This window comes from Nonomuraea sp. H19 (genome assembly GCF_052068215.1).
Taxonomy (GTDB): Bacteria; Actinomycetota; Actinomycetes; order Streptosporangiales; family Streptosporangiaceae; genus Nonomuraea.
Genome location: NZ_JBQHCV010000011.1, coordinates 192973 through 216268 on the forward strand (window position 1 = coordinate 192973; position 23296 = coordinate 216268).

The following is a 23296-nucleotide window of genomic DNA, read 5'->3' on the forward strand; positions in this document are numbered from 1 at the left end:
GGTCCCTACGGCCACCACGTGCTCCTTTGCTCTTGAACGATGCCCTCCAAGGATCACGTGCTGGCCGCCACCGAGACGCGACCCCGCGATGGGTCCGTCCCGTGGCAGGGACGGACCCGGAAGCGAAGCTAGTCGACCACGGTGATGCGGCCGGTGGCGGGCGGGGCGACGGGGTTGTTCTTGCCGAGGTGGTCGACGAAGGCGTCGATGTCCAGCGGCCCACTCCACAGATCCGTTCCGTCGCGGAAGGCGAGGAACGCGTCACCGCCGCCCACCAGGAAGTTGTTCGCCGCGATCCGGACGGCCTGCGTGTCCGTCACAGGCACCCCGTCGATCTTCATGTCCGACACCTTGGAACCCCAGGGGGCGCTCTTGCTGTAGGTGTAGGTGAAGTTCGCGGACGGCTGCAGGATCTTGGTGAACGCCTGGTTGTTCGGCCCGCCGGTGAACTGCTGCTCCAGCAGCGTCTTCAGCTGTGCGCCGGTCAGCGTGACGACCTGCATGAGGTTGTTGAACGGCTGCACGGTGAACGCCTCGCCGTACGTGACCACGCCGTCGCCCTCGTTGGCCGGGGAGTTCGGGTACGTCAGCGGAGCCCGTACGCCGCCCGGGTTCATCAGCGCGATCTGGGCGTTGCCGCCGGTCTTCGTGGCGGCGAGCTGGGCGTCGGCGATGAGGTTGCCGAGAGGGGACTCGCCGGAGGGGACGGCCGTATTCGTGATCTCGGCGGTGATGGTGCCGACCGTCTTGTTGGCGACGGAGGCGACACGGTCCTTCCAGACATCGACGAAGTCGTCGATGTCGGGATCCGGGTCGACCGTACGCGTCACGACGTGGTTGTCCGCCACGACCGATGCGCGGTCGATGTCCAGGGTCCGGGTGTTCACGTTCAGGTCCACCTGCGTGATGACCCGGCCGAACGAGCCGCCCTGCGAGTAGAGACGGTCATTGCCCGCAGGGTCCTTGACCTTGCACAGGTACGCCTGGTGCGAATGGCCGCTGAGCACCACGTCGATCTCGGGGTCCACCTGCGTGGCGATGCGGTTGCCCGCCCCCGGGACGGCGCTGCACGCGTCGGGCGACTGGCCGGCGGTCACCTGGTCGCCCTCGTGCACGAGCACGACCTGCGCCTTGACGCCCACCAGTTTGAGGATCTTGGAGGCGACGTTCGCGGCCTTGACCTCGTCCACGAACTTGAGGTCCTTGATGCCCTCGCTCGTGACGATGCTCGGCGTGGTCTGGGTGACGAGCCCGATGAACCCGATGGGCACGCCGTTCATCCACTTGACGCTGACCGGCGGCAGCGCGGGCACGCCCCAGTCCGACAGCAACTGCTTGACCTGCGGCTGCTGGGCGCCGAAGGCGGCGAGCGCGTCGGTCTTCTCGTTCGGGTTCTTGAAAAGGACGTTCGCGCCCACGTAGTCGAACTGCGCGCCCTTCCACTCGCCGGCCGGCGAGCAGCCGTCGACCGGGTGGCAGCCGCCCTTCATGATCCGCTGCAGCTCGTCGTACCCCTCGTCGAACTCGTGGTTGCCCACCGCGGCCACCTTGAGCCCCAGCTTGCCCATGAACTCGACGGACGGCTCGTCGTGGTACGCCGCCGAGATCAGCGGTGTCGCCCCGATGAGGTCGCCCTGGGCCACGGCGATGGTGTTCTGGTCGGCCAGGGCCTTCATGTGCGTGGCGATGTACACCGCGCCGCCGGCTTCCACCGTGTGGCCGTGCTCGTCCACCATGCGGCCGGAGGAACCGCTCGGGGGCTCGAGGTTGCCGTGGAAGTCGTTGAGTGCGAGCAGCCGTACGGGCACCGTCCGGGGTGCTTTGCTCGCGTTCGCCGGGAGAGTAGCGAGCGCGACCGCACCCGAGGCGACGGCTCCGGCCAGCGCCAGCCGGAGGAAGGAACGAGACGTCATGGCCTAAGACGTTACGGGTGGAATCTATGCGGCCAATGGCGCAAAGGTAACGATTTGCCGGGCCCGCGCATGGCGGTATTTGCCAGCCATCCGCTTAGAGTTCGTTCTGTGAGCGCGCACGTGAAGATCAGGGAACGGCTCGATGATGGTGAGATCGCCGAGGTGCTCGGCCTGGTGGAGGCGGCGACGGAGGCCGACGGCGTCCGCCCGCTCAACGAGCATGTCATGCTCCACCTCAACTACGGCGGCGACCCGCAGGCCCGCTCGCTCCTGCTCCATAGCGGCGACGCCCTGGCGGGGTACGCCCACGTCGACCCCACGGACGAGGTCGAAGGTCCGAGCGTGGAGCTGGTCATCCATCCGGCCCATCGCCGCCAGGGCCACGGCACGCGGCTGCTGAGAGCCGTACTCGAGCTGACCGATGGCAGGTCGCGGCTGTGGGCGCACGGTGATCATGCGGGCGCCGGAGCGCTGGCGGCGGCGTTCGGCTTCGAGCGCGTACGTTCGCTCTGGCAGATGCGCCGCTCCCTGTCCGCCCCGCTCGACCCGTTCGCCCTCCCCGATGGGACGCGGCTGCGGACGTTCGTGCCCGGTCAGGACGAGGAGGCGTGGCTGAAGGTCAACGCCGCGGCCTTCGCCCACCACCCCGAGCAGGGCGCGTGGACGATGGACGACCTGCTGCGGCGCGAGCAGGAGCCCTGGTTCGACCCGGAGGGGTTCTTCCTGGCGGACCGGGACGGAAAGCTCGCGGGCTTCCACTGGACGAAGATCCACGGCTCGTCCGAGCACGGCCACGAGCCGCTCGGCGAGGTGTACGTCGTCGGCATCGACCCCGGTCAGCAGGGCACCGGCCTGGGCAAGGCGCTCACCCTGGCCGGTCTGAGCCATTTGCGCTCGCGCGGCCTCGCCCAGGCGATGCTGTACGTGGACGAGGCCAACACGGCGGCGATCAGGTTGTACGAGTCCCTGGGCTTCGCCCGCTGGGACGTGGACGTGATGTACGCGGTCGCATAGGGGGCTATTCGATGATCGCGTGCAGGATGAAGTAGGAGACGGCGGCCACCAGGGCGGCGGCCGGGATGGTCAGGATCCAGGCGGTCACGATGTTGCCGGCCACGCCCCACCGCACGGCGCTGAGCCGCTTGGTCGCGCCGACACCCATGATCGCCGAAGTGATCGTGTGCGTGGTGGAGATGGGCGCCCCGAACCCGATGGCGGCCGCGTACAGCACGGTCGCCGCCGCCGACTCCGCGGCGAAGCCCTGCGGCGGGTCGAGGGCGATGATGCGCCGGCCCAGCGTACGCATGATGCGCCAGCCGCCGGCGTACGTGCCCAGGGAGATCGCACCCGCGGCGGACAGGATGACCCACTGCGGGATGGGATCGCTCGGGGAGGCGAAGCCGCCGACGGTGAGGGCCAGGAAGATCACACCCATGGTCTTCTGCGCGTCCTGCAGTCCGTGCCCGAGCGCCATGGCGGCGGCCGAGATGGTCTGCGAGTAGCGGAAGCCGCGGTTGGTCTTGCCCGGCTGGCTGTTGCGGAAGATCCAATAAATTGCGATCATGATCCCGGCTGCGAGGCTGAACCCCATCAGCGGTGACAGGATCATCGGGATGACGACCTTCTCGAAGACGCCATCCCAGTGCACCACGCTGGCCGAGGCCAGCGCCGCGCCCACCAGACCGCCGATGAGCGCGTGACTGGAAGAGGAGGGCAGGCCGAAATACCAGGTGATCAGGTTCCAGACGATCGCGCCGATGAGCGCCGAGGCCACGATGACCAGGCCATGTGAGCCGTCCGGAGCGTCGATGATGCCTTTGCCGACCGTCTGGGCGACCTGGGTGCCCAGGTGGGCGCCGATGAAGTTCATCGCCGCGGCCATGAACAACGCGGCCCTGGGGGTGAGGGCCCGGGTCGAGACAGAGGTCGCGATGGCGTTCGCCGCGTCGTGGAACCCGTTGGTGTAGTCGAAGGCCAAGGCGATGACGACCACGCCGATGACGAGGGCGAGCGTGAGGTCCACTGGTCCTAGCTTTCCTTGACCGCGATCGACTCGACCGTGTTGGCCACGTGCTCGAAGGCGTCGGCCGCCTCCTCAAGGGCGTCGACGACCTCCTTCATCTTCATGACCGTGAGGGCGTCGTATTCGCCGCTGAACAGCTTGGCCAGCAGCCTCCTGTAGACCTGGTCGCCTTGGTTCTCCAGGCGGTTGACCTCGATCCAGTATTCGTTGAGGTTCTTCATCGACCGCAGCCGCGGCATGGCCTCCGCGGTCAGCTCGGCCGCCCGCTCGAGCACCTCGACCTGGCGGACGACGTCCTTGGGCAGATGGTCGATCTGGTAGAGGACGATGAGGTCGGAGGCTGCCTCCATGGCGTCCATCACGTCGTCGAGGTTCGACGCGAGGCGGTAGATGTCCTCGCGGTCGAACGGAGTGATGAAGCTCTCATTGAGCCGGTTCATGATCGCGTGGGTGCGTTCGTCACCGGCGTGCTCGCAAGCGCGCATCTTCTCGGCCAGGGCCTCCCTGTCGGAGCCCTCGCTGATGATCTCTACCAGCAAGCGTGATGCCGTGACCAGGTTGTTCGCCGAGTCGGCGAACAGGTCGTAGTAGCTGTCCTCACGTGGCGTGAGACGCAGGCGCACGTCGTTCTCCAGATGTGCGGGGATGGTCCGTGGAAGAGGGTACGGCCTACCAGGCGAAATGCGAACTTCATGTTCCCTTCGCCTACTGGCTACCCGCCGTTTGTTGTGCAACACCGGACTTTGGGGGAATTACGGCTCTTTTCTGGCTCTTGTTCCAGCTCAACCTGCCCTCGACGCCAGCGCGCACACCCGGCCGTCGCAGTTCCAGCAGTACCGATGTTCCCTGCTGTTCATCTACTGTTCATCTTGCTCAGATCTTCGTACGGTGAAAGTTCTGGAACGACCTGGACGGCGTGGGCCCACGCTGCCCTTGGTAGCGCGACCCGTACTTGTCCGAGCCGTAGGGGTGCTCGGCCGGCGAACTGAGCCTGAACACGCACAACTGCCCGATCTTCATCCCCGGCCAGAGTTTGATCGGCAACGTCGCCACATTGGACAACTCCAGCGTCACATGCCCGCTGAACCCAGGATCGATGAACCCGGCCGTCGAGTGCGTCAACAACCCGAGCCGCCCGAGCGAGCTCTTGCCCTCCAGCCGGGAGGCCAGATCGTCGGGCAGCGTGATCACCTCGTACGTGGAGGCCAGCACGAACTCGCCCGGGTGCAAGATGAACGGCTCTTCGCCGCTCGGCTCCACCAACCGCGTAAGATCCACCTGCTCCACCGACGGGTCGATGTGGGGGTAGCGGTGGTTCTCGAACACCCGAAAGAACCGGTCAAGCCGTACGTCGATGCTGGAGGGCTGGATCATGTCGCTGTCGAAAGGGTCGAGCGCGAGCCGGCCGGCGTCGATCTCGGCGAGGATGTCGCGGTCAGATAGCAGCACGCAGAGCAACTTACCGTCCGGCTGGAAACAGTGGGGTGCCGGGATTGCTGTTGTGGGCCAAGTTTCCGGTACAGTAGGGGCGCGACTTCGGGTCGTACGCGGGTGTAGTTCAATGGCAGAACATCAGCTTCCCAAGCTGACAGCGCGGGTTCGATTCCCGTCACCCGCTCTCATAGCGAAAGCCCAGGTAGACCGGTGGATTCGGTACCTGGGCTTTGACATGTCTAAGGTTATTGATCTCCGCGTGCCATTAGCGTGCCATTAGGTGGAGAGGTGTCCTTGGTCGAGCACTGCTGCGAGTCGATGGTTCGCCAGGTGACTTGGAAGTGCGATCAGCATCCGGACCCGTCCGACTGTCCCGACATGCTCATCAGGTTCAATGAGCAGTTCGTCGAGTACGGCTTGCTCATCCACGATGGCGGCAGCTCCTCCATCATCATCTCGTTCTGTCCCTGGTGTGGGACACGCCTCCCCGAATCTCAGCGGGACCGGCGGTTCGATGCGCTCGAAGCACTGGGGATCGAGCCGGGAGATGACGAGATACCGGTCGAATATCAAGATGGACGCTGGCTGCAGTCCTGATCTCGTAAGGCGCGAAGCGGGTCTCATTCACCTCACCGCCATCAGGGCGGCCGGGCCGTCGTCGTCATCCGTGGCGCTCTGGTCGTTGTCTTCTCTCTTCTGGTGCCCGATGAGGTGCTTGTCGATCGCTTCCGTGATCAGCTTGTCGGCTCCCCGGACAGCGTGCTGATAGATCATCGCGGCTCTGACGTTGTCGTGTCCCATGCGCGCCATGAGGTCCTTGAGCCCTGCGCCGGAGTCGGCCGCGATCATGTTGCCCGTGTGACGGAGATCATGGAAGTGCAACCCCGGAACACCGATGGCCCTCACGGCCTCCATCCATCCGGCCAGCTTGTTGAACCCGCTGCGACGCATCGGGCCGCCCTTGATCCCGGTGAAGATCAGTGCTCCCTCGTCGGGCTTCACATACAGCCGCAGGTGCTCCTTGAGAGCCGGGATGATCGCTTGCGGGATGCCGACGATCCGCTTGCCCGCCTTGGACTTGGGCGGACCAAGGACAAGCTCACCTGTGGAGCGTTCCAAATAGGCCAGGCGCACGCGGACCGTTCCCGCGTCGATGTCGAGATCGGCTCTTGTGAGCGCGGTGATCTCGCCCCACCGCAGGCTCGCGAAGGTGGCCAGCAGGACGAAGGCCCGGTAACGGCGATCGTGTGTGCAGTCGGCCTGTCCGGTGTCGATCATCCGCCATAGGGGTCGCTCGGCTTCAGCCCGCGTCGGGAAGACCTCCGGATAGGTACGCATCTCGCCGTGCCTCTGGAAGCGCACCCGGTATCCCTCACCCCTCTTGAGACCCCGGATGCTCCCCACCGGGCGACGTCCAACCTTGTCCGCCAGCTCAAAGACCTGACCCACGGAGAGAACCGGTCGCTCTTCGGCATGCTCGTCGCCGGCCCCGCGGATGCGGCACGGGTTGCGCGAGATGATCCGATCGTCCTCGGCAGCGGTCATCAGCACCGCACGCAGCAGCCGGTACGCCTTGGCCGCCATGCTCACCGAGACGCCCTTGCCGAGCAGATCCGCCCGCCACTGCCGAATCATCGCCGTCGAGAGCTTCCCGAGGGGGACGTTGCCGAGATACGGCGTGATGTGCTTCTTGAGCAGCCAGCGGTACAGATCGACCGTCCTGGGGCGAAGACCGGGACGCTGATCGATCCAGATTGCCGAATACTCTGCGAGCTTGATCTTGGCCCGCTCAGGGTCGGTCCACGTCCCGGCGAGGATCCGCCCCTCGATCAGTGTGAGCGCTCGATCGGCGTCGCCCTTGCGCTCGTAGGTCTCCTCACCGGTCCTGATGCGCCCGTCCGGCCCCGGGTAGCGAATCTGGAACCGGCCCGAGGGCAGCTTGCGGATATTGCCGAAACGGCGGTGGTTGTCCTTGTTCGCCATCAGGCGGCCCTCCCGGTTGCGTCGAAGGTCGTCAGGGGCGTGACGGTGCCCGCGACGACGAAGGCGATCAGAGCTGACTCACGGATGCGGACGTGCCGCCCGACCTTGACGAACTCGATGCGGCGTTCGGCGATCAGTCGGCGGACGAAGCGAACCGAGGTGTGCAGCAACTCGGCCGCTTCCGGGACGGTGAACAGTTGGTCCAAGATCTCCTCCTCTCAGGCTGCCTGCGGATTTGCCGAAAGACTTTGTTCTTCGAGCTGTCTCAGGTGGGCACGCCATCGCCGGCGTTCGGCGATGGATCGCAGGAGCCGGACACCGATCGGTGCGAGATCGGGATCGCCTGGTCTGACTGGCTGCCAGACGTAGCGATGCGGGTCTGTGGGCTCGTCGGCCTGGCCGAGCGCTTCCAGAACCCAGGTACGGCGGTCCTGTTTGTGCTCGGCGAGTGTCTTGTTGCTCCACTTGCGGGAGACGAGGACACGACGACCGGCGTAGCCGAGGTGGTCCGGCTTGTGGGCCTTGGACCGACAGCGGCCAGGAGACATCCCGGCCTTGGCGTTCTTGGGCTGCACGCCGTAACGCAGCCAGTTCGGACAGGTCGGCGAGCACGGCTCGTAACGCAGGGCATCGACGAAGCGAGCCGCGTGCTCCCGCTGCGCCTGACCGTCCAAGGTCTCGCCGAGGCTCTTCGTGAGGTACTTGGACAGGTACCGGATGCACTGGTCAGCGTCCGGCGACCCGGCGAGCACGCCCTTGACGTCCACCTGGTCGCCGAAGCGGATCACGTGCATTGGCTCGTCGCCGAGTTGGTCGAGGGCTTCGTCCCAGGTGGGCAGGACCTCTCCCGTGTCGGGGTCCAAGTAGGCGATGCCGTCGTTCCAGACGGGCAGGTGCTCGCCCTCGAAACGAGCTTCGTCAGCCTGGGGCCACCAGACTTGGTGATAGGTGGCCGCCGCTATCTGCTTCATCTCGGCGCGCGGCAGGGTGCCCCGGATAGCCATGTGCAGGTGCGGCGCGAGCCGCTTCTGAGGCTCCACGGTGGCGAAGTACTGCACGTCATAGCCCGCCACCCGGCGAAGGTTCTGCACGAACCGGTCCACGAGCTTGGAGAAGTGCAGCGCGTCACGGGCTGCTCGAACATAGTCGTACGTGTCTGGATCGACGGGAGCGCCATTCATGACCTTGCCGTAGCTCGGCAGGGTGAGCGTGACGAACAGCGAAGGCCGGTAGGTCCTGCCATCCGCCGCCTCGAAGGTCCGCCCCAGCGTCGTGCTGGCCATCTTCCGCTTGGGCAGGTCGGGCGCGTCCTGGCGGCGCTTGGTCGAACGGACCCGCTTGGACCCTGTACGACCGAGCACGTTGCCGCGCATCCCGGCCTCGTTGATCTCGATGTCGAGCCCGGTGAGCACGGCGTCCAAGTCGGAGGTGTCGCCGCCGGCCTTTTCCTCCTCGTCGCGCTTGGCCTGCATATCGGCCCGGAACTCCACGAGCCAGCGCTGTCCGTCGGTCGGCTCGTCGGGCGTGATGATCGGCTCCTCATCGAGGTGCCAGCCCTCCCGGCACTGCGCCATACGGAGTTGCCGGTTGCGGTTGGCACACGGAGGACACTTGCTCTCCAGCGGTGAGCCGCACGGGACATCGACGACCTCTGACTTGCCGGTGGTCATGTCGATCCGCTTGAGCGCCACAGGCCGTATGCAGACGCCGTGAAGCTTGGCAATCTCCTCGGCCACGTCGCGAGCGAGCGGTTGAGCCATGCGGACAGCGCGCGGAGTCTTGCGGTCGGTCAACGGACCTCCTCTCCGATCTCGGGGAACGTGAGCGCGGTTTGTCCGCACTCGGAGCACTCGACCAGGCCACGCAGTGAGTCGAGCCAGAGGACATTGAGAGCGCCACAGAGAGAGCAGCGCAGGCCGTCGAGGAAGTGAGCCAGCGTCATCGGACCTCACCGACCATCGCGCGGATGTCGTCGTCGGAGACGTACGCGGCACGGACGCGAATCGGATCGGGACTGGTCTCCAGCCGCACGTATCCGACGCCCGCGCCTCGCTCCGGACGAGGAGAGATGCGGTCGGCCAGCGCGCCGCGATCCCTCGCCCCGTCACCGAGCACCATGTCCACTTGCTCCGACTCGTCGAGCCGCAGAGCGATCTTGTCTGGGAAGAGGTTACGGATGTTCATGACCTCCTTGCGAGGGTCCTGCAGGGCCGCCAGGACGCCCACGCCGACCGCTCGTCCCTGAGTGGTCAGCGTCGCTAGGGCAGCGGAGATGCGCTGCCTGAGCTGCTTGTCGGACTGGTACGCGGTCAGGAACGCCACCTCGTCGACCACTACCAGGACGAAGGGATCATCGAGCGTCGGCGTGTGAGAACGCTGAACGCCAGCGAAGCGAGCCGCCCGCTTCTGCATGACGCTCACGGCCTCGTCCAACAGGGCAGCGCAGTCAGCAGGATCAGCCGCGTACCGGCCGTTGAAGAGCGGCCTGCCGTACGACAGCTCCATCAGCTTCGGATCGAGCGCCCAAACCTCCACCAGGCCCGCCCGCATGGCCGGCAAGAGCCCGCGGATCGCTGACCAGATGATCGAGCCCTTGCCCGCCCCTGTGGCACCGGCGACCAGAACGTGAGTCCCATGTAGCCGGAGCCGCCAGGGTGAGCCGTCCTCCTGCTTGCCGATCTCGATCGGCCCCACAGTCGGTATGTCTGGGACAGGAAGTGCCGGTATGGGTGTGGCCAGTGGATCACGGCGTGGAAAGGTCAGCACGAGCCGGCCGGACTTGGCCACCGAGACCCGGCACGTCTCCGAGCCGAAGCCATGGGAAAGGTTCTCGATCCTGTCGGCCCAGTCCTTGACCGCCTGACCGTCGAGCATGCGGACGGCGACCTGATCGGACCACGAGTCGCACGTGACCTTGACCAGCCGCGGAATGTACTCCCGTCCACGTATGCACCGAGCCAGGCCGGAGACGGTCATGACTGGCCGCCAGCGTCGCCGGTAGATCCAGTACCAGCGAACGAAGGCGACCAGCCGCCAGCCGACGCATCGCACGAACCGCGGCCTGTCGAGGAACGCCCAGACGCCCAGGCCGAGCAGTGCAGGCATGACGACCAGCAAAGCGACGCGCCAGCCGTACGCCCAGCAAAGTGCACCGGGAACGGCGGTGACGGCCATCGCCACGGGATGCCGCCAGACGAGACGCCCGAGTCCGGCGACGAACCGGGCAACGAAGATGGTGAGGGTGATGATGGCCGGGGTCTGGACCACGGCCGGTTTGAAGACCACCGCCGTGTCAGGGGTGGTGGAGACGATGCGGTGCGGCTCATCGCCGGGCATCCTCTTGAACATTAGGGTGAAGTCCTTCCGAAACATGTCGCGTGTGTGAGGAAGATCGAGGGGCCGCCGGAAGTTGCCGCTTCCTGCGGCCCCGCTGAACATCAGGCCGCCTCGCCAGCGGTGGCCTTGGCCGACTGCTCGGAGTGCAGCCGCTCGCAGTCGGCCAGGTAGCGAGCGGCGGCGTTGAAGATCTCGCGAGCCACGGTGAGGTCGTCGTCGGTCACCGGCCCAACGGTGGAGACGGTGACCGAGGCGTCCGAGGTCTCCAGGTCGAAGCAGGGCTTGCCGCTGTCCCCCAGCCAGGCGCGCGCCCGCAACTGCGCCGAGTTGAACGCGACGCTGATCCGGGACGGCTGATCGGGGCGTATGGAGACCGTGACGTAGGTGTACGGGCTGAGCGTCATCGACCCGCCACCCCCAGCCCGTTCGGGAGCCCGTGGAACATGCGCTCCACCGCACCGGCGAACATGGCGGCCTCGCGTGCCAGGCTCCGAGCGAACTCAACGTCGTCGAGCGTGATGTGATCGTTCGCCGACGTGGTGACGAGCACCTGAGTGCCGCCGAAGACCAGCCCCAAGACCGGCGAGCGCTGCGGATACGGATGGTTGCGAACGTCAGCGCCCTGACCGACCTTGAGGTTGATCGTGCTGGCCGGACGAGCCTTGGGCCGCCCCATCACGCCCCGTCCTTAGCGGCGGCCGTCTTGCCAGCAGGGCGAGGAGCCCGCATCTCGCGAACCTTGATGGAGTACGCCAGCCTCCCGGCCTGGTTGACGTACGGCGTGACGGTCATGTGGTCGAACTCGACCGGCGTGAACGGCAGCCCCGCCATGGGAGCCGGAGGCACGGGCTGCACCGGGTTGAGGATCTTGACGGAGACGGTCTTCTGAGCGGCCTTGAGCGACGGGTCGGCGTCCATGACGCTGACCTGCCAGACGAGCTCTCCGCTCTGCTTGTCGCGGGACTGGACGAAGCGCCCGTTGGTCGAGGCGTCGAAGTCCTTGACGGGCTCGACCTCGCCGACGATGTAGCAGCCGTGAGGGAAGACCATGTCGAACGTGACGGGGACGGGACCTTGCAGTGCCATGAGGCTTGCTCCTAAGTCGTATTGTCGCTAACTCGTCTTGTCGAGTTGCTATGAAGCTACCCCAGTTTCGAGCACTCGACAACACGAGTTAGCGAATTAATTGAAGGGTGTCAGCTCAATGACCAGGCAAACGGGAGATTGTCGTACAAGGTGGCTACGGTTCGGGGCGTGACGTACCCCGATGTCATCCCGATTTCATATGAGCCCGACTATCACACCGACCGCATCGGCCTGTGGCGCGACGGTCAGTTCCTCGGCGGGGTCGTGGCTGCCTTTCGGGAAGGCTACTCAAGAACAGAGGACTGGTTGTCCCATAAGCGGTGGTATGCCGTGCTTCACCGCTTTAGCGCTGACGGACACTACCTAGACTCGCGCATCGAATGCACCGGAGCCGACGACAGGCACAGGGAGTCGGTAGACGCCGCGGACCAGCGACTGAGCGAATGGCTCGCCGAACTGCCCGACCTTGAGTTCGGCGACATCGCCATCCGTCCGTTTCGGTTGGAGTTCGATGGCGTGGTCTTCGGATTGATTCTGGAAAATCACGAAGGTTACGAGTGCGCGGAGCTCTATCCCAATAACATCGGCTTCTATGCGCCCTGGGACGGTCACTACGACACCTGATCGTCCCTACAGCGAGTAGGAATCCTCAAGTTCGTGAAGATCGCCCGGCATCACTAGATCAACGACCATCACGGGCCGTCCGCCCCCGTTGAACACGCTCGCCAGCACTCCCAGGACGGGAGTGGTCTTGCGTATCCCAAGGAACTTGGCCTCTTCGGCCGAAGGATGACGGGCACTCAGTCGCTCGACGACATGCTGGAGCTTGAGGCCCTTCCTTGTCTGGAGATGCTGCCTGATGCCGGCCGTGAGCGGCTCCACCTCGCCGAGTTGCGTGTCGTCGGCCTGATGAGCCGGACACCAGACCGTGACCAGATCAGTTGGCCGTTGATCGTCGCGGAACAGGACGCGGCGTCGTACCACAGGAGATCCTTCTGGCACGTCGAGGAGCTTCCCGACTGGAGCAGTCGCCGTCAGGGGCCCTGCGTCAACGACCGAGCAGTTTTCGTCGGCCTCCACTCGATCCAGCACGGCCCGTCCAGGCCGGCCGCTCTGTTCGGCGGAGACAGGCGGGGCCGCCTTCACGAAGGATCCCCTGCCATGCTCGCGCTCGATGACTCCACGGAGTTGGAGCACTTGGAGCGCTCTTACGACGGTTGGACGGCTTACCCTGAACTCGCGGACAAGTTGCGTCTCCGAAGGCAGCAGGGAGCCTGGAGGATAGGTCCCGTCTGCGATCTTCTGCCTGATCGCCTGAACGATCTGGGCATACTTCGGTGGGGCGAACTCTTCAGACGACATGACGACCATCCAACAACTCGACTTGTCGTAAAGCCTAGTTCGAGTCGAGCTGTCTGTCTTCCCCCCGGGAAGAGGAAGCGGGACAGACGGACTGGTGGGGGCTACCTGACTGCGCTACAGGAGCCCCCACCGCCCAAGACACGACGGCATGAGTACCCGGTGTTGATCAGGCCGCCGCGCCTCGCTTATCGGGCCTGCCCCTCCAGGAGTGCGTTCCAGACGCTGTGCGCCTGTCCCAATCGCCACCGATACGTCTCGTGGACCTCAGTCACGCCGTTGACGAGCCGTGTCCGCCGAATGTAGGCAAGACCGGCTGCGTGGCGCAGTTCGTACACGGTGTTCTCGCACTCGCATGTCCAGGCGAACGCGCGGTAGCGCTCTTCGCCCCTGTAGGGCTCTCGCCAGACGAGGCGCATGTGATCTGGCCTGGCAGGGGCCACGTGAGGGCTCAGGCAGTTGGTACGCACGATCACGACTGCGCTCCAACCGTGCCGGTCCCGTCGCACCGCCAGCAAGCGTCCTTGTGTCGCTCGCCGGAGTCAGCGTCGCCGGACTTCTCGGTCGCCACCACGATCCGGCGAAGGCTCACGTACTTCCAGCCCCGCCCCGAGCAGGAGTCGCATCGCGCAGTCATGCAACGAGGATTGCCCGGGGACCTGTCACGTCTCGATCGCCCGCGAGTACCGTCTGTGATCGGCTCGTCTCTTTTCGTCTCCTCTTTGTCTCGTCCGCGCTCGTCGCTGTCGCTAACCTGGGCCTATATGGCACCCCAGCCCGAGGCGCGGATCATGACTGACCAGCCGATCCTGTTGAAGGTCCTACTGACGCAACGCTACTGGCAGACCTACAGCACGTTCTGTAAGGAGTACGACAAGGCGGCCAAAAAGGTGGACCCGTCGTTGCAGGGCGGTTGGCCGAGCCGTGCTCAGCTCCATCGCTGGCTGTCCGGCGAGCTCAAGGGCCTGCCGTACTCCGGCCACTGTCGCGTCTTGGAGGCGATGTTCCCGGGCAGGTCGGCCCACGAGCTGTTCTCCACGAACGCTGTCGAAGTGCGCACGCCGAGGACAGAGCCGGAAACCGCCAGAAGTGCCGGCCCCGAGACCCAAGCCTGCGCCCTGCCGCAGATGGCCGACGTAACCGCCGTCTTCAGCAGCCGAGCCGCCTTCTCATCCGCCTATCCCGCATCGACTCTGTTCGACAGCGCGAAGGAGATCAACGCGGCGGGCTTGTCGCTCAACGTGCTTTGCCAGGGCTACCCCGATCACCAGCTCAGGCGCCTGCTGGACTCAGGCACTCGGATCCGCTGTCTCTTCCTCGACCCGAAGGGCCAAGCGATCCGCGCCCGCGAAGGAGAAGAGGGTTACACCGACAGCACGCTGACGACACTCACGGCGCTCAACATCACCATGTTGACCAGGCTCCGTGCCCGGCTCGACACCGCATCCGCTCAACGCCTCGAACTGCACCTCTACGACGAGACGATCCGGTTCAACCTCCTCATCGTGGACCGGGCACTCTGCGTGATGCAGCCCTACCTGCCACAAGCCCGCGGAGTCGACTCCCCAACGTTCGTGATCAGAGACAACACCGCCGCCGAAGGCCTGTTTCCCGTGTTCGACCAGGTGTTCACCGAGATGTGGGAGCGGAGCAAACCCGTATGACTATCGACGCCCGAACTCTTCTCCCCATCGCCGAACACGCAGCTTCGATAGCCAGCGAGATCATCAGATCGAAGGCTCCCGGCGTCGTCACCGCCAAGGGCGACCGCGATATGGCGACCGAGGTCGACTACGCCGTAGAACACGCCGTACGCGAATTCCTGTCCCGGGAAACACCCGAGATCGGATTCCTCGGCGAAGAGGAAGGCATCAGCCACGCCGGTGACGGCCTGATGTGGGCACTCGACCCGGTAGACGGGACAGCCAACTTCCTACACGGCATCCCCCTCTGCGGCGTCTCCCTCGGCCTGGTCGACAAGGACATGCCCACCCTCGGAGTCATCGAGCTGCCAATCCTCGGCATCCGCTACACCGCCGCAGAAGGAACAGGCGCCCAAGCCAACGGCTCCGCCATCCGGGCAAGCGACGCCCGAGACTTGGAGTCCGCCATCGTCGCCCTCGGCGACTATGCAGTGGGCGAGAACGCCCAAGAGCGGAACCGACCCCGCTTCGCCCTAACGCGCGAGCTCGCCGCCCGTGTTCAACGCATACGGATGTTCGGCTCAGCCGCAATCGACCTGGCTTGGGTCGCGGAAGGCAAGCTCGACGCCAACATCATGCTCAGCAACAACCCATGGGACACCGCCGCCGGCGTCGTCATCGCCCGCGAAGCCGGAGCCACCGTGGTCGACATCGACGGCAGCCCGCACAGCATGACCGCCCACGCGACCATCGCCGCAAGCCCCAAGCTCGTAGCCGACCTCATCGAACTCATCGCAGAGGCCCGCAAAGCGGCGAGACACAGCGAGCGCACTGCCGAATAGCTCTTGTAGGTATCAAGCGGCGGCGCGACGCGCCGCCGTACAGCGGCCCGTTGCTTGCCCGCCGCCCGGGCGTGCGGCCTGGGGGCCGGTCCCGGGCGGCGGCAGCACGGGCCGCCGCACCGACCGTGGCGCCCGCCGCACCGAGCAAGCTCGCCGACCCCAGCGTCACGCCGCCGCACGAATGCAGCCCTACGATCGCCACGTGTGGGCCGGCCTCCGATGGTGGCTGGGGGCGATCGACGATCCGGTGCTTCGTTCCTCAGCACCGGCTCACCGGATGTGCAGTCGCCTGCCCGTACTTCCGACCGCGTTCCCAGGCCCGTAATCTGCCATCGGCCGGGAACACGATCATCCCCCTCATCGACAGGAGTGCCCGCATGAGCGCCATGTGTGACTATTACCGCGCTCCCGATCGCGCCACAGCCACCGTGCGGCCGACCACTGTACGGGACCGCAGCAAACCCCTTCGCGGCGTTCCGGTGTTCGATGTTGTGGAAATCACCTGGGTCGACCCCAGCGGCTCTCTGGGCAGCCTCGTGGCCGCCATCAAAAACGTTCCCTTCTCAGATGATTTCGTCGAGACGGTCACCCTGTACCCTCCGCCCGAAGGGGCACCGCAGACCGAAGGAGAATGGCTGGCCCTTCCGGAGGACTCGCCTTACCTCGACGGACCACAAATCGATGAATTACCGGTGACCGCACGTGATGCGCTCGCCCAGGTCGATGACTCCCGCCTGCTCGAAGTGGCCCGGCGTTGGACGATGGAGCCCCTCTGCCCCTTCCGCGAGGTTGACGACCTGTTGGACCTGGTCCAGGAGCTTGTCGCCCTTGCGAGGCGAGCCAAGGAGAGCAATGAACTGCTCTACTGCTGGTGGATCCCGGATTAGACACCCACACCCGCCCATCGACCCGGGACAAGCCGAGCAGGCCAGGGCGAGGTGTGCGCTTGGAGTGCACCCCCTGACCGGACGTAGCCACCCCGAAGGACACCCAATAGGCTCCTGTCCTTGTTCGCTCGATGAAAGGCACGGTGAGCATGACGTCCCACCGCGTGCATGAGCTTTGCATGGAGATCGGGCGGGCCGTGAAGGCCGGTGCCCCGGATGGCTGGCAACATGTCCATGTCCATCGTTGCCAGCTCGGCACCTTCAGCACAACCGAGATCAGTTATGAGATGGCGGACGGGACTCGGCAGACTCAGCACATCGAGGGTCTCGACGACCTTTTCCACCAGTTGAAGGTGGCCGCGTACAAGCCAGGCGAGGGGACATGGTTCGTCTGCCAGCTCGATTACAGCCCGCGCGGGAAGTCGTACAACTCCATGGAGCACACTTTCGCCCTTGAGTGGCCTTTCGCCCAGGACGTCGAGGTGCCTGCTTGGGCCTACATGGAGGAACTGACCATGTTCCCGCGCAGGCCGGATCTCACTCCGCCGTGGATGACCGCAGCGTGGCCCGAAGGCGTGCCCCTGCCCGAAACCGGGTCTTTCCCGCCCTTGACCGCCGGCGCCGACGAAGAAAGCGACCTGACGTGGCCACCCCTCAGCGACATGGTGGTGCGGGCCGTCGGCTGGGACGACGACTCGGAGACGGTCGCATTCGGCCTGGCCGAGTACGAGGACGGCACCGGGAAGGCCTTGATCTTCATGATGTCCGCGGAGGAGCCGGACGAGCAGGAGATCGGACTGGGCATGGACACGTACTGCATCGTGCGGGAGGACCAGAGCGGTACCACCTACGGCGGCGTGACCCACTGCGATCTCGCTTACGGGCGCCTGACGCTTCACTTCACCGAGAAGGCCGCGCACGAGCTAGGTGTGGAGCCGGTTCTCCGGATCGACCTCCAGGTCGATGACGACAGCGTCGAACTTCTCCGAGACAGCCTGCGAGCGATCTTGCTGTCTGGTCACCACGACCAGCGTCCTCACTCCTTACATCTCTGATCGCCGTGCAATTAGCGTGCAATTAGACAGGGTGACGAGGGGACAACCACGGTCACTCACGACTGGTCCGAAGCCCAGGTCAGCGCCCCCACGAGCCGTGATCGGTGCAGTTCCCAAGCTGACAGCGCGGGTTCGATTCCCGTCACCCGCTCCAGTGTTCTTGTAACAGTGTTCAGCCCCCACTCAGCGACGATCACTCGGGGCTTGAGTCGTTAAGGAGTTCGGTCTCGACGAGGCCATCCAGCACCCGATGGAGTTTCGCGTCGGTGGTCAGCAGCGGAATCTCTCGATCGAACACGCGCGCCTTCCCGGAGACGGGCCAGCTCCTCGTCGACGCCCGTCACACCGCGCATCCGCTCCTGAACCCGCTCCATAATGGCCAGCGCTCGCTCACGGCGACTAGCCGTCTCAAGGTTCTCGCGGACAAGTGCGAGAACTGGCTGGACGCGGTCCTCTGGAAGCCGATCGACCAGAGCATGCAGCTCTTCACGCATCGCGCTCATGCTCGCATTCTACGCCTCGCCCATGCTCGCCTCCCTGGCTATTTATGCAGGGCGACGCAGACTGGTGGCCGTGCTCGTTGCGTGTCCGTTCGCAGAGCGATCTACGGAGACTCAAGGGGACTCACGGTCACTCGACCGGCATACGCCCAGGTCAGCGGTTCCCTGGCTCAGGGGCCATGATCGCGAAAGAGTTCGGACAGTACAGGTTCGATTCCCGTCACTCGTCGCTGAACACGCCCGGATCAATCGGATCAACCACTAGCACCACCCGATCAGCCTCGACATCGAACCCGAGAGCCGGATGATCGGGGGATCCCTCCGGAGTCATCAGCACAGACTTCCCGAGACGCTGTCCGATCAAGCGGAGGACATGCACCAGGACGTCCAACCGCTCCTGCCCTTGCAGTTCTCTGAGGTCGACGTCGAAGTCAATCGACTCAGCCTGATACACCCGGAAAATCATCAGGACATCGGGGACCGGCCAGACTCTCAGCTCAGGCGTGGCGTCGGCGGATGCAGCGGCGACCAAGTCTGCAGCCGAAGGAAGCTCCATCGGCTCGCCGCTCAGCGAGTAGGCGTACTGCCAACCCTGCGACTGAACGAGATCAAGCAGCACCTGCCAGTCCTCGACAGTCGTTCCTTCTACGACCACGTCAGGCAACGTTCCATTGGCATCGGGATCAAAGAGGGACTTCACGTCATCCCACAGCAGGTCAGGCACAGCACTCATCATCCATCCCGCAGGAACTCCCTCCGGCGAGGTACCCAGCTCCGGGTCACCGGCTGATCGTCGGGCCATTAACCAAGGTGACGAGCGGTCAACCACGGTCACTCACGACCTCACCGACTCCCCTGCGACCAGCAATCCCCTGATACAGGGATCGTGATCGATGCAGTTCCCAAGCTGACAGCGCGGGTTCGATTCCCGTCACCCGCTCTCAGTATGAAAAGCCAGGTCAGGGATGGATTTCCGACCTGGCTTTGATCGTTTCCAGGGTGCTGTTCGATCTTCCGCGCCCGTTACGTGCCCGATCCGTCTGGATCTTGTTCGTCGGGCTCGGGCTCGTCGGGCTTCAGGGCTTCCTCGGCGAGCTTGCCGAGAGCGCCGGCGACGGCCCGGTCTCGCTCCATCGCGGTGTGCTGGTAGATCAAAGCGGCGCAGGGGGACGAGTGGCCCATGCGGGTAATCAGGTCCCGGAGAGTCGCGCCGGACTGCGCAGCGAGGGTGTTTCCGTGTGTCGGAGATCATGAAAGTGGAACCCGCTAAGCTTCGCTTTCTTGAGCTCTGCCGTCCAGACGCGGGTGAAATTCGCGCGCCGGAGCCTGGCACCCTTGGGGCCGACGAAGACGTGTCCGTGCCCGCCCTGTTCGGCGTACGTCTCCATGCACTCGCAGGTCCGACAGGAGCGTCGCCGGAATGCTCACGATGCGCTTGCCCGCTTCGGACTTGGGAGGGCCGATGGTGACCGAGCCGTCCTTGAGTTCGGTCGTGGTCCCGACGACGCGGATCGTCCCGGCCTTCAGGTCCACATTCTTCCGCTGGAGAGCGGCCAGTTCGCCCCACCGCAGGCTTGCGAAGGTGGCGAGCAGGATCAGCATCCGGAACCGCGGCTCGATGGCATCGGCCAGCGTGAAGACCTGCTTCATGGTCAGTACGGGCCGCTCGGGTGAATCCTCCTTGCCCGCCTTCTTGATCGTGCAGGGGTTGGACTTGATCAGACCGTCCTCTAGCGCCGTGTTGAAGATGGCCTTCAGGAGCCGGTACGCCTTGGCCACGGTGACCGGTCCAACGCCGCCGTCGAGGAGCTGCTTGCGCCACTTCCGGATGTGCGCCACCTTGATCTCGCTCATGGCGCAGTTGCCGAAAGTCGGAACGAGGTGAATGCGGAGAAGACCCTCGTAGAGCTGAACCGTCTTCGGCCGCAGCCCTGCACGCTCATCGATCCATGCCGTGCCGTACTCCTTGAAGCTGACCTTGCCAAGGCGGCGGCGCGGCGCGCCGCCGTACCCCCGGCCCTCCCCCCGCCCGCCGTCCGGGCATGCGGCCTGGGGGCCGGTCCCGGACGGTGGCGGGACACCGGGCCGGGCGCCGTACGCCGTCCCGTCGCACAGACCGTGCGCGCCGACCACGGTTGCCGCGCCGCCCAACAAATGCAGCCCTCACGATCGCCACTGCACGGTTGGCCGCCCGTACGTGCCTGGGGGCGATCGACGGTCCGTGGCTTCGTTCCTCAGCCCCGGCCCACCGGTTTTCGTGGCTGGTCTGTTCGGCCCGGCAGGTTCGCCGCGTAGATCCAATCGAGGCCGTCCTCTCCGCTTTCGTCGAGGTGTTCCGCCCGGGACAGGCCAGCATGGACCGCCACGCGTTGGGAGGCGACGTTGGCTGGCCTGACGCGGGCGATTAGCGGGAGGTCGGGGACGGTTTTGGATGCCCAGGTGGTGACCGCGGTTGCGGCCTCGCTGGCGTAGCCGTGGCCCCATGCTGAGACAGCGAAGCGGTAGAAGAGGTTGAGGACCTTCATACCGTGCAGTTCCATAGGCTTAATTCCGCAGAAGCCCAGTTGCTGGGCACTACCGTGGCGTTGGACGACCCAGTATCCGTATCCATAGCTCTGCCATTGGTTGTTCCAGCGTTGATAGAGCTGTTCTGCCTCGTCGAGCTGGGCGAGCGCGTCGGATGGATTGTGCAGGCTGGTTCGGGGGTCCTTGTGAATCGCGAAGATCGCATCAATATCGGCTCCGGTCGGGGGCCGCAGCACCAACCGGGCGGTCCTCAGCTCTACGCCTGTCGGGATCAGGTCGCTCATAAGCAGATCGTAGAGCTCAGAACTGACGGCAACGTTGACGGCAGCAGCACCGACCAACGGCTGATGATCTCTGACTTCCAAGCGGACGGCGCGGTTCGATTCCCGTCATCTGCTTCACAAGAGACCCAGGTCGGGAACATGATCAAACTCCGACCGTCGTCGTTTCCACACTTGTTGTCGCTGGCGCGCGACATGCGTGGTCAAGTCTCTATCCTGCGCTGTGTCGGGCCATTAAGAGGGGTGACGAGGGGTCAACGACGGTCACACAGGATCAGCGCTCTGCTCCAGCTCAGTGCCTGATCATTCCGTTGAGTGTCGAACTGAGGCAAGCGCACATAGGTCAGCACCTAAGGGCAGGACTGTTCGCACCGTGTCTCATGCTCCGGCCACATGGCGATAGGGCCCAGACTCGACTGCGGCACGCTGGTTGCGTGCCCGTTGCGTGCCCGTCCGTAGAGTGATCAGTGGGAAGTCACGGGGACTCACGGTCGCTCGACCGGCATATGCCCAGGTCAGCGTTTCCCTGATAAGAGGCCATGATCTTGGAAGGCTGCCGTTCCCAAGCTGACAGCCCGGGTTTGATTCCCGTTACCCGCTCCACGCTAAAGCCCAGGGCAGGGAACGAGTCCGCCCTGGGCTTTTGGAGTTACGGAAGGTCACCCGCACGGTCGACGATGCCACGGGCTGTCTGTGCCCACGCGATGATCACATCGCCTTCGGCGTACTGGCCCTTGAAGGAATGAGAAGTCCGCTTACCGCCCCCGATGAAGATCTCCCGACCTCCGAGGTAAGCGTGGCTGTTCGGGTCCACGATGATCTCGTGGCGCGTTCCGTCGGCCCTGTCCAGATAGATTCCGACGCCTTCCCGGTCCGCCAGATCCCGTACCTTCTCCTCGACCCCGACGCCCTCCAGCTTGGACGCAACGGTGTAGAGGGCAGCACGCAGGCGAGGCGGAGGAGCACCCTCCTGAAGGATCATCTGCACCTGCTGGAACAGCGTCAGGCTCTCCGGCAGGTCAGGGCGATCCTCACCGTCCTTTCGCAGACGTTCCATCAGGGCGTCCGGGTCCAGAGGAAGAGAGCGCAGGTAGGCGGGGTCCCATCGGGGGACCTTGGGGTCCTTGCCGGCGGTGGCGACGACGACGCGGTCAGCGCCGATGGGGGGAACGCCCTTGTCTGTGTTCCCGTGGCTTTGACGCCGTGCCGTCTTCGTGCCGTCACCTTTCTGCCAGCGTTCGTAGGTCTGTGTCTTGCCCGCCCCTGGCATGCTCTCCCCGTCGGAGACGTACGTAAGCGACTTGGTGTAGAGCCACTGGTCGGCACGGGGGTAGGCGTCCGTCGCCTTCGCAGCCGCCGCCGTGGCTCGTTCTGCCAGGCGTTCTGCGCTAGCCACCGAAGCCCACGCAGGAGCAGTGGCGGTTCCCTTCCTCACACCGGCGCCGTCGGAACCCTGCACGACCGTGACGCCGAGGGCGATCGTGAGACCGAGGGCACCGACACCTACCAGGCGCAGCATTGTGGGTCGGGGCCGGCGAGTGGGGGACGCGGGATTCATCGCGGCGAGCAGTCGCTCCCGGGCGGCGTGCAGGGTGGCGGGGTCGCTCTGTCGCACTTCCGAGCGCAGGTCCTGGATCAGGTCTAGGTCATTCATGAGGTTTCCTCGCTCGCATCGGTCGGGTTGCTACCGCCCAGCGCTCTGGCGACCTTGCGACGGGCACGCGACAGGCGCGAACGCACCGTGCCGATGGGCACGTCTAATGCCTGTGCCGTTTCCTCATAGGTCAGGTCGCCCCAGGCGATCAGTAGCAGCACGTCACGCTCACCACGCCCCAGCTTCGCTAATGCGTCGGCGATCCGCTTCCGGGTAGCCGAGGCGGAGATCCTAGCGACCACCTGCTCGTCGAACGCCACCGCGACAGGGTCCTCACCGGTACGGGCCAATGCCCGGTAACCCCGCACCTCCGCACGCCGGTGACTGCCGATGACGTTCGTGATGATGCCGTACAGCCAGGGCAGCGCCTCCCTGCGGTTGAAGTCGTACCTGCGCCGTTTTTCGAAAGCCCTGGTGAACGTCTCGGCCACCACGTCTTCCGCATGTTCGGGACCAAGACGCCGGACGACGTAGCGGTGCAGCTCAGCGGCATGCCGATCGAAGAGTTCCGCAAAGCATTCGGGAGTGCGCAGTGATGCTTCGATGATTGATGAGTCGTCTCGCGGATCTTTCTGCCAGGCGTCGCCAGGTATCGGTGCCGGCACCGCCGTGGACATTGGAGGGTCCGCCAAGACGATCTCCTGTTCCAGAATGGTTGTCACAACGGTACTTAGCCGAAGGGCCAGCCGAAGTTCCCACCGGAAAGCGGAGGCAGAGGCCAGTAGCCGGTTGCCAAGCTGCCAGCGCGGGTTCGATCCCCGTAACCCGCTCTCA

At 65.1% G+C, this 23296-nt stretch carries 25 protein-coding genes and 1 tRNA gene; 8 read left to right on the plus strand and 18 right to left on the minus strand.

Going from position 1 to position 23296, the window contains the following annotated elements; translation table 11 throughout:
* Positions 1-128 precede the first annotated feature (128 nt).
* Entirely contained in the window at positions 129-1913 is a 1785-nt protein-coding gene (locus ACTMTI_RS25415) for a bifunctional metallophosphatase/5'-nucleotidase (protein WP_441123011.1), read from the minus strand.
* Between the two features lie 108 nt (positions 1914-2021).
* On the opposite strand from ACTMTI_RS25415, the gene mshD reads away from it, so the two are divergent.
* Positions 2022-2927, plus strand: a complete 906-nt coding sequence (gene mshD, locus ACTMTI_RS25420) for a mycothiol synthase (protein ID WP_441123012.1) — start codon at positions 2022-2024, stop codon at positions 2925-2927.
* 4 nt (positions 2928-2931) lie between these two features.
* On the opposite strand, the gene ACTMTI_RS25425 is transcribed toward mshD, so the two are convergent.
* The 3 genes from ACTMTI_RS25425 to dcd form a co-directional block, all read right to left on the minus strand.
* Positions 2932-3936 carry an anion permease gene (locus ACTMTI_RS25425; RefSeq protein WP_441123013.1) on the minus strand — a complete coding sequence of 335 codons (1005 nt, stop codon included), beginning with the start codon at positions 3934-3936 and terminating at the stop codon, positions 2932-2934.
* A gap of 5 nt (positions 3937-3941) precedes the next feature.
* Positions 3942-4559, minus strand: a complete 618-nt coding sequence (locus tag ACTMTI_RS25430) for a DUF47 domain-containing protein (RefSeq protein WP_090931583.1) — start codon at positions 4557-4559, stop codon at positions 3942-3944.
* Between the two features lie 250 nt (positions 4560-4809).
* The gene (gene dcd, locus ACTMTI_RS25435) at positions 4810-5385 is read right to left on the minus strand and encodes a dCTP deaminase (RefSeq protein WP_441123014.1); all 576 of its coding nucleotides are present in this window, start codon (positions 5383-5385) and stop codon (positions 4810-4812) included.
* A 98-nt stretch (positions 5386-5483) separates the two neighbouring features.
* Between dcd and ACTMTI_RS25440 the strand changes: the two genes are divergently transcribed.
* Together ACTMTI_RS25440 and ACTMTI_RS25445 are read left to right on the plus strand one after the other, a co-directional pair.
* Positions 5484-5554 (plus strand) — tRNA-Gly (locus tag ACTMTI_RS25440).
* 104 nt (positions 5555-5658) lie between these two features.
* On the plus strand, positions 5659-5967 hold the full coding sequence (locus ACTMTI_RS25445) for a DUF6980 family protein (protein ID WP_441123015.1): 309 nt from the start codon (positions 5659-5661) through the stop codon (positions 5965-5967).
* A gap of 27 nt (positions 5968-5994) precedes the next feature.
* On the opposite strand, the gene ACTMTI_RS25450 is transcribed toward ACTMTI_RS25445, so the two are convergent.
* From ACTMTI_RS25450 to ACTMTI_RS25480, 7 genes are all read right to left on the minus strand, one after another.
* Positions 5995-7353, minus strand: coding sequence for a tyrosine-type recombinase/integrase (locus ACTMTI_RS25450; protein WP_441123016.1), 1359 nt, complete (start codon positions 7351-7353; stop codon positions 5995-5997).
* On the minus strand, positions 7353-7559 hold the full coding sequence (locus ACTMTI_RS25455) for a helix-turn-helix domain-containing protein (protein ID WP_441123017.1): 207 nt from the start codon (positions 7557-7559) through the stop codon (positions 7353-7355). Before ACTMTI_RS25455 ends, ACTMTI_RS25450 begins: the two co-directional genes overlap by 1 nt.
* A gap of 12 nt (positions 7560-7571) precedes the next feature.
* Positions 7572-9113 (minus strand): replication initiator, encoded by a 1542-nt coding sequence (locus tag ACTMTI_RS25460; protein WP_441123155.1) that lies wholly within the window; start codon positions 9111-9113, stop codon positions 7572-7574.
* Between the two features lie 178 nt (positions 9114-9291).
* A complete protein-coding gene (locus ACTMTI_RS25465; protein WP_441123018.1) occupies positions 9292-10701 on the minus strand; it encodes an FtsK/SpoIIIE domain-containing protein in 1410 nt (469 codons plus the stop codon).
* Positions 10702-10790: 89 nt separating this feature from the next.
* Positions 10791-11093 (minus strand): hypothetical protein, encoded by a 303-nt coding sequence (locus ACTMTI_RS25470; RefSeq protein WP_127939421.1) that lies wholly within the window; start codon positions 11091-11093, stop codon positions 10791-10793.
* Positions 11090-11365 (minus strand): hypothetical protein, encoded by a 276-nt coding sequence (locus ACTMTI_RS25475; RefSeq protein WP_441123019.1) that lies wholly within the window; start codon positions 11363-11365, stop codon positions 11090-11092. The genes ACTMTI_RS25470 and ACTMTI_RS25475 overlap by 4 nt, the downstream gene beginning before the upstream one ends.
* Positions 11365-11775 (minus strand): plasmid replication, integration and excision activator, encoded by a 411-nt coding sequence (locus ACTMTI_RS25480; RefSeq protein WP_441123020.1) that lies wholly within the window; start codon positions 11773-11775, stop codon positions 11365-11367. Before ACTMTI_RS25480 ends, ACTMTI_RS25475 begins: the two co-directional genes overlap by 1 nt.
* Positions 11776-11943: 168 nt before the next feature.
* Here ACTMTI_RS25480 and ACTMTI_RS25485 point away from each other — a divergent pair, with 168 nt between their 5' ends.
* Entirely contained in the window at positions 11944-12399 is a 456-nt protein-coding gene (locus ACTMTI_RS25485) for a hypothetical protein (protein WP_441123021.1), read from the plus strand.
* 6 nt (positions 12400-12405) lie between these two features.
* On the opposite strand, the gene ACTMTI_RS25490 is transcribed toward ACTMTI_RS25485, so the two are convergent.
* On the minus strand, positions 12406-13137 hold the full coding sequence (locus tag ACTMTI_RS25490) for a GntR family transcriptional regulator (RefSeq protein WP_441123022.1): 732 nt from the start codon (positions 13135-13137) through the stop codon (positions 12406-12408).
* A gap of 689 nt (positions 13138-13826) precedes the next feature.
* Here ACTMTI_RS25490 and ACTMTI_RS25495 point away from each other — a divergent pair.
* From ACTMTI_RS25495 to ACTMTI_RS25510, 4 genes are all read left to right on the plus strand, one after another.
* Entirely contained in the window at positions 13827-14798 is a 972-nt protein-coding gene (locus ACTMTI_RS25495) for a DUF5919 domain-containing protein (RefSeq protein WP_441123023.1), read from the plus strand.
* On the plus strand, positions 14795-15619 hold the full coding sequence (locus ACTMTI_RS25500; RefSeq protein ID WP_441123024.1) for an inositol monophosphatase family protein: 825 nt from the start codon (positions 14795-14797) through the stop codon (positions 15617-15619). Before ACTMTI_RS25495 ends, ACTMTI_RS25500 begins: the two co-directional genes overlap by 4 nt.
* Positions 15620-15996: 377 nt before the next feature.
* A complete protein-coding gene (locus ACTMTI_RS25505) occupies positions 15997-16506 on the plus strand; it encodes a hypothetical protein (RefSeq protein WP_441123025.1) in 510 nt (169 codons plus the stop codon).
* Positions 16507-16685: 179 nt separating this feature from the next.
* Positions 16686-17561 carry an Imm10 family immunity protein gene (locus ACTMTI_RS25510; RefSeq protein ID WP_441123026.1) on the plus strand — a complete coding sequence of 292 codons (876 nt, stop codon included), beginning with the start codon at positions 16686-16688 and terminating at the stop codon, positions 17559-17561.
* A gap of 720 nt (positions 17562-18281) precedes the next feature.
* Here ACTMTI_RS25510 and ACTMTI_RS25515 read toward each other — a convergent pair.
* The 6 genes from ACTMTI_RS25515 to ACTMTI_RS25540 all read right to left on the minus strand — a co-directional run bounded on the left by ACTMTI_RS25515 (position 18282) and on the right by ACTMTI_RS25540 (position 23184).
* Entirely contained in the window at positions 18282-18785 is a 504-nt protein-coding gene (locus ACTMTI_RS25515; protein WP_441123027.1) for a hypothetical protein, read from the minus strand.
* 299 nt (positions 18786-19084) lie between these two features.
* Positions 19085-19243, minus strand: a complete 159-nt coding sequence (locus tag ACTMTI_RS25520; protein ID WP_441123028.1) for a hypothetical protein — start codon at positions 19241-19243, stop codon at positions 19085-19087.
* Positions 19244-19327: 84 nt separating this feature from the next.
* Positions 19328-20194 (minus strand): site-specific integrase, encoded by an 867-nt coding sequence (locus tag ACTMTI_RS25525; protein WP_441123156.1) that lies wholly within the window; start codon positions 20192-20194, stop codon positions 19328-19330.
* 101 nt (positions 20195-20295) lie between these two features.
* Positions 20296-20871, minus strand: a complete 576-nt coding sequence (locus tag ACTMTI_RS25530; protein WP_441123029.1) for a GNAT family N-acetyltransferase — start codon at positions 20869-20871, stop codon at positions 20296-20298.
* Between the two features lie 646 nt (positions 20872-21517).
* A complete protein-coding gene (locus tag ACTMTI_RS25535; RefSeq protein WP_441123030.1) occupies positions 21518-22522 on the minus strand; it encodes a CU044_5270 family protein in 1005 nt (334 codons plus the stop codon).
* Positions 22519-23184: an RNA polymerase sigma factor gene (locus ACTMTI_RS25540; RefSeq protein ID WP_441123031.1), complete on the minus strand. Its 666-nt coding sequence runs from the start codon at positions 23182-23184 to the stop codon at positions 22519-22521. The genes ACTMTI_RS25535 and ACTMTI_RS25540 overlap by 4 nt, the downstream gene beginning before the upstream one ends.
* Positions 23185-23296: the final 112 nt, after the last annotated feature.